Annotated in this window: 1 protein-coding gene; it reads right to left on the bottom strand. The window is 47.6% G+C overall.

Features of this window, described 5'->3' with window-relative positions; all coding sequences use genetic code 11:
* On the bottom strand, window positions 1-182 hold a 182-nt coding region (locus tag CHH91_RS18840), incomplete at its 3' end, for a hypothetical protein (protein WP_141234236.1).
* Window positions 183-246 lie beyond the last annotated feature (64 nt).

Below are 246 nucleotides of genomic sequence, written 5' to 3' on the forward strand. Positions count from 1 at the left end.
ATGTCGCCTTCTTCTACTACCGCAATGTGTGGAGGGGAAAAGCCTCTATTTGCCAATAGTTCTTGTGCGCCTATACGGAAGGAGTTTGCACGAAATACGCTATCCATGTACTCCGCCATAATCTGTTGGTATTCCTCAATTAACCGGTTTAATTCCTCGCGGTCGGCGCGGTGGTTGCCCATAGGATCACCTTCCTCCTATTGATTTTATAGAGCACGGAGCTTGCTTTGTGTACTAGCGATGTTG

Origin of the sequence: Virgibacillus sp. 7505, from assembly GCF_002272135.1 — a bacterium.
Taxonomy (GTDB): Bacteria; Bacillota; Bacilli; order Bacillales; family Amphibacillaceae; genus Terribacillus.